Source organism: Nocardia farcinica (genome assembly GCF_029867845.1).
GTDB classification, from domain to species: Bacteria; Actinomycetota; Actinomycetes; order Mycobacteriales; family Mycobacteriaceae; genus Nocardia; species Nocardia farcinica_A.
The window spans coordinates 1-5,381 of sequence record NZ_JARWRU010000261.1; the positions used below are offsets into that span (position 1 = coordinate 1).

The 5,381-nt window shown below is 67.1% G+C and carries 5 protein-coding genes and 1 tRNA gene; 4 read left to right on the forward strand and 2 right to left on the reverse strand.

What is annotated here, in order from left to right:
- Positions 1 to 648, forward strand: a 648-nt coding sequence (locus QH283_RS05365; RefSeq protein ID WP_280501902.1) for a nucleotidyltransferase domain-containing protein, incomplete at its 5' end; no start/stop codon positions are given.
- Between the two features lie 205 nt (positions 649 to 853).
- On the opposite strand, the gene QH283_RS05370 is transcribed toward QH283_RS05365, so the two are convergent.
- Positions 854 to 1,681 (reverse strand): SGNH/GDSL hydrolase family protein, encoded by an 828-nt coding sequence (locus QH283_RS05370; RefSeq protein ID WP_280501903.1) that lies wholly within the window; start codon positions 1,679 to 1,681, stop codon positions 854 to 856.
- A gap of 116 nt (positions 1,682 to 1,797) precedes the next feature.
- Between QH283_RS05370 and QH283_RS05375 the strand changes: the two genes are divergently transcribed.
- The 3 genes from QH283_RS05375 (at position 1,798) to QH283_RS05385 (ending at position 5,149) form a co-directional block, all read left to right on the forward strand.
- The gene (locus QH283_RS05375) at positions 1,798 to 2,361 is read left to right on the forward strand and encodes a PadR family transcriptional regulator (RefSeq protein WP_280501904.1); all 564 of its coding nucleotides are present in this window, start codon (positions 1,798 to 1,800) and stop codon (positions 2,359 to 2,361) included.
- A gap of 579 nt (positions 2,362 to 2,940) precedes the next feature.
- A protein-coding gene (locus tag QH283_RS05380; RefSeq protein WP_280501905.1) for an IS3 family transposase occupies positions 2,941 to 4,109 on the forward strand; the annotation gives its coding sequence in 2 pieces (ribosomal slippage) (positions 2,941 to 3,225 and positions 3,228 to 4,109; 1,167 coding nt in all).
- Positions 4,106 to 5,149, forward strand: a complete 1,044-nt coding sequence (locus QH283_RS05385; RefSeq protein ID WP_280501906.1) for a tyrosine-type recombinase/integrase — start codon at positions 4,106 to 4,108, stop codon at positions 5,147 to 5,149. The genes QH283_RS05380 and QH283_RS05385 overlap by 4 nt, the downstream gene beginning before the upstream one ends.
- Here the strand turns inward: QH283_RS05385 and QH283_RS05390 are convergent.
- Positions 5,115 to 5,188, reverse strand: a tRNA-Pro gene (locus QH283_RS05390). The two genes, QH283_RS05385 and QH283_RS05390, sit on opposite strands and share 35 nt — an antisense overlap.
- Positions 5,189 to 5,381 lie beyond the last annotated feature (193 nt).

The following is a 5,381-nucleotide window of genomic DNA, read 5'->3' on the forward strand; positions in this document are numbered from 1 at the left end:
GTCCTGCTCTGTCACGATCCCCTGAACGAGGCCGTCAAGCGGGAGTTGACCGCCCGAGTGCGGCACAGCGCGCTGCCGTGTCCGGCTCGGGGATTGGAACTGGTGGTCTACACCGCCGCCCTGGCACGGTCGGGCACCGGGAGCCCGGGCTTCGAACTCGAACTGAACGACGGCCCGGCCATGGCCTTCCGTCAGACCCTTCGCCCCGCGGACCGGCCGGCGGCCGACGGAATGTTCTGGTACGGGCTGGACCGCAGCATCCTGCACCAGAGCGGCCGGACATTGGCGGGGCCGACGGCCTCGGAGGTCTTCGCCGAGCTACCACCGGAGGAGCTGCACGGCCTCCTGGTCGACTCGCTACGGTGGTGGATGGCGCTGCACGGTCGACCCGACGACCGACCGACCACGGGAACCGATGACGCGGTTCTGGGAGCCTGCCGCGCGCTGGTCCGGCACCGCCACGGGCGCTGGCTTTCCAAAGTCGACGCAGGCCGCCGGCTGCTCTGGACCGGATACCAGCCGGTCGAGGTGATCGAGCAGTCCATCGCAGCCCGCTCCGGCGCGCCCCCACCCTCGGCCCGACGAGCACGCGATTTCCAGCAAGGCGTTCTGCGCGAACTCCTGAGCACGCCCCGGCGACCAGCATGACCGCCTGACCGAATCCGAGATAGTGGCGGCTCCCGGGTAATCGCGCTCGACGGCGCTGTTCCCTCGAACGCATCCGACACCACCCGGTGGTTGGTGTTCGTCGTCCGCGCAGAACGACTCGCCGACCACCGAACGGTGTCGGGCTTCGCGACAAACCGATGTCAGCAGCCCGGAGGCACACTCCCACGCGCGATATGCGCCATCATCACAGTCCCGTTTCTTCGGCATCGCGATGGCGCACAGGCAGCAGGTGGGGGCGTTTGGCGATGCGGCCGTCGCTGGAGGATCGTCCGGCGAGGCGCCGTCCGAGCCAGGGACCGAGGTACGTGGCGGCCCAGCGAAGTTCGTTCATCACGGCTGCGGTGGTGCTGCTGTGCGGCAGTGCGGGCGAGAGCGGGTGGGTCCAGCTGTCGTCGGCGCCGGGAAGACGGAGGGCGTGGGCGACGGCGTCGGCGATGCGTTGATGCCCGATCGGACCGGCGTGCAGGCGGTCGGGGCTCCACAGGCGGGGATCGGTGACCACAGCGTAATCGGCGGTTTCGGCGACGACGACGCCGTACTGGGCGGCAGCTCGCCGGATGCGCTCGTTGAGCGCGGTGACGCGGGCGCTGACGGGGCGAGCCAGCGGCGTGATCCGGGCGATGTCGGGCAGGGTGAGGGTGGCCACTGTGGCGCCGGCCGCGGTGAGGGCGGCGAACATCCCAACCAGGTGTGCGCCGACGTCGTCGGCGTCGAATCCGGGCCGGAGGAGGTCGTTGACGCCGACCAGGACGGTCGCGAGGTCGGGTTCGAGCGCGAGAGCCGGGGCGAGTTGTTCCGCGTGGACCTGGTGGGCCAGTTTGCCCCGGACAGCGAGGTTGGCGTACCGCAGGTCGGGGTCGATCGCCGTGAGCCGCTCGGCCAGGCGGTCGGCCCAGCCACGCAGCCCGGTCGCGTCGTCGCCGTCGCCGACTCCTTCGGTTTGGCTGTCCCCCAACGCGACATAGCGCGCATAGCAGCCGCGGGCGGGTTCTCTCACTCGGTCGACCGACATGAACCGACACTACTTGTCTAGACAAAAAATTGTCTACCCCACGCCATACGACCAGCCTGGCAAGCACCGAGTCCAGACAAAAATTTGAATAGCCATCCGCATGCTAGATTGTGGCGATGGCGCTACGGAACGCGGTGTTGGCCGTCCTGCTCGACGGTGAGGCCTCCGGCTACGAACTGGCCAAGAGCTTCGACGCCTCGGTGGCCAACTTCTGGATGGCGACCCCACAGCAGCTCTACAAGGAACTCGAACGCATGGCCGCCGACGGGCTCATCGAGACCCGCGTCGTACAGCAGCAGCGCCGTCCCAACAAACGCTTGCACACCATCACTCCAGCCGGCCGCGCCGCCCTGCGCGAGTTCATCGCCACACCGGCCAAACCCACCGCCATTCGCGACGAGATGATGGTGAAGGTGCAAGGCATGGACAGCGAGGACGCGCCCACCGTGCGGGCAGCGGTGGCCGAACGGCTGGAGTGGGCACAGGCGAAACTGGCCCGCTACGAACGCCTGCGCACCCGCCTGCTCGACGGCCGCAGCGAACAGGCCTACCTCACCGAAGCCGAGCGCATCGGCCCCTACTTGTCCCTGCTGCGCGGAATCTCCCTCGAGCAGGAAAACATTCGCTGGGCCGAGTTCGCCCTGGCCGCCATCGACCGGCGCTTCACCACGACCGGCTGACCGAGCTCACCGGCGCGCCGCAGCCCGGCAATTGAACAGCTGACACAATGGGAGCCGACTGCCATCCCCCCGCGCCCACGCAACCTACCGTCGCGAACCGCGACGGCGCTGCGTCCGACTCGACGAGTCCTGGCGCTCTCAGCCACGGCACCGCGGCCCATTGCCGATCTCTCACCGCACGTCCCGCGACACCGAGCAGTCGTATGGGGACGCCTTTCGCAGTGCGATCAGCCCGGACGCAGGAGAATCGCTGTCGCTGCCTCGCCGCTGAGTCCCTCACGGTGGCAGCGGATCGCTGCGATCTCGCAGCGCCGCGCGAAAGTTCCGATGCGCTCGGACGGTCGCGAACCGCTCGTCATCGATGGGGAGGAAGACGACAGGGGCGGCACCGCGACCGGCAAGCCACACACCACCGCCGACCCGATCGGAATCGAACCGGGAACGAACCCGTACACCAGCGGGACCATCAGCGCTTCGACGTCGTATCCGGCCCAGCGTGCGACGACGGCGGGGACTGCTGCACGAGTTGGTGACATCTGATCTGTGGTGCCATGGGGCACTGCTGGAAGGATGGACACCGTGCCCAAGCCCTATCCCAAGGAGTTCCGCGACGACGTCGTGCGGGTCGCTCGCAATCGAGAGCCCGGCCAGAAGCTCAAGCAGATCGCGGCCGACTTCGGGATCAGCGAGTCCTGCCTGGCGAACTGGATGAAGACCGCTGATATCGAGGACGGTATCTCCGCGGGAACGACCGCCGCGGAGAACGCGGAGTTGCGGGAAGCTCGGAAGCGGATCAGGTTGCTCGAGCAGGAGAACGAGGTCCTGCGGCGGGCGGCGGCGTATCTGTCGCAGGCGAACCTGCCGGGAAAATGATCTACCCGCTCGTCCGCGAGCTGGCCGCTGACGGGATTCCCGTCGCGGTGACGTGCCGGGTCCTGAAGATCGCGCGCCAACCGTACTATCGGTGGCTGGCCGAGCCGGTCCCAGCGGCTGATCTCGAGCAGGCGTATCGGGCGAATGCCTTGTTCGATGCCCACCGCGACGATCCGGAGTTCGGGTATCGGTTCCTGCTCGATGAAGCAGCTACCGCGGGTGAGCCGATGTCGGCGCGGACCGCGTGGCGGATCTGCTCGGTCAACAAGTGGTGGAGCGTTTTCGGCAAGAAGCGTGGCGCCAAACACGGGCGTTCAGGTCCGCCCGTGCATGATGACCTGGTCGCCCGCAACTTCACTGCCGATACACCGAATGTGTTGTGGCTCATGGACATAACGGAACATTCGACCGGTGAGGGGAAGCTGTATCTTTGCGCGGTCAAGGACGTGTTCTCCAACCGGATCGTGGGCTACTCGATCGACTCGCGGATGAAAGCCCGCTTGGCGGTCGATGCCCTGTCTTCGGCCGTGGCCAGGCGCGGCGCGGCTGGTGAGCAGGTCGCCGGCTGCATCGTTCACAGCGACAGGGGGTCGCAGTTCCGCTCCCGGAAGTTCGTCCGCGCCTTGCGTTCTCACGATCTGATCGGGTCGATGGGGCGGGTAGGCGCCTGCGGTGACAACGCCGCGATGGAATCGTTCTTCGCCCTGCTGCAGAAGAACGTCCTCGACCGCCGACCGTGGGCGACTCGTGGTGAGCTTCGGATCGCGATCGTGACCTGGATCGAACGGACCTACCACCGCCGCCGGCGCCAAGCCAGACTCGGCAGATTGACCCCGGTCGAATACGAAGCAATCATGACCACAGCAGCCACTTGACCGACTACGGGGACGCGAACATGGATCTCGCGCTGCGGGGCGTGGAACGCAAGACCTTGGATCCGTACATGGCGGGGTGGCGAAAGCGAGTCGTTCCAACGATCGGACATCTCCCCGTGGCCATGCTCACCAACGGCGCGATCGACCGGGCCGTGGTCGCCTGGATCAACGACGGCGCGAGCAAATCGACGGTGAAGAACACGCTCGCGGTCCTGGTGCGGGTGATGGAGCAGGCGGTTCGCGACGGGATTCGGGAAACCAATCCCGCTCGTGTCCGCGGCTGGCAACAGCTCTATCAGCAGATCGAAGACGAGCTGGACGACCCGCGTTCGCTGGCCCTGCCCGACTGGTCGGCGTTGGTCACCCTGGCCGACGCACTGGTGAACCGATCGGCCGATCGCTATCCCGGCTGGGGTGATGTAGTGACCTTCGCCGCCTGCACCGCCTCACGGATCGGAGAGGTCTCCGGCTGCCGTGTCTCCGATATCGACACCGACACCTGGACCTGGACCGTGCGCCGACAGACCACGCCCTCACCGGGCGGAATGGCCGACAAAGGCACGAAAGGCAACCGCGCCCGTCATGTCCCCCTGATCGAAGAAGTTCGGCAACTGGTCCTCGATCGACTGAACGCCGCCGGCCGAAACAATCCGGACGCTCGTCTCTTCGTCGGACCTCGCGGAGGACGCATCGCTACCGGCGTGCTGCGCGACGCCACCCACTGGGATGAAGTGGTGTCCAAGCTCGGATACGAGCATCTTCGTCGGCACGATCTGCGCCACACCGGGCTCACCTGGATGGCCGACGCCGGGGTAAGCCTGCACGTGCTCCAGAAGATCGCCGGGCACGCCGACAGCCGCACCACCGAGCGCTATCTCCACCCCGATCGGCGGGAGATCACCGGCGCCGGGGACAAGCTCTCCAAGCACCTGCGGTCCCGCTCTCCGTGTGGTCGGAAAATGAAGAAAGCCCCTCCGTTGCTGATCAGAGGGGCTTTCTCGTCTGTCGGGCTGACAGGATTTGAACCTGCGACCACTTGACCCCCAGTCAAGTGCGCTACCAAGCTGCGCCACAGCCCGTTGCGCCCGTTCCCCGGGCGCCTCAAGAGATTACAACAAGGGGTGGTCTGGGAGCTAATCGGCTGGTCAGAGGCCTGCCGGGGCACCCGGGGCCGTGGGTCAGGGGGTGGGGTCGGGGCGTTGCGGGCCCGGGAGGAGGATGTGGTCGAAGCGGGTGGGGTCGGTTTCCCCGCCACCCCCGGAAAACGGGGAT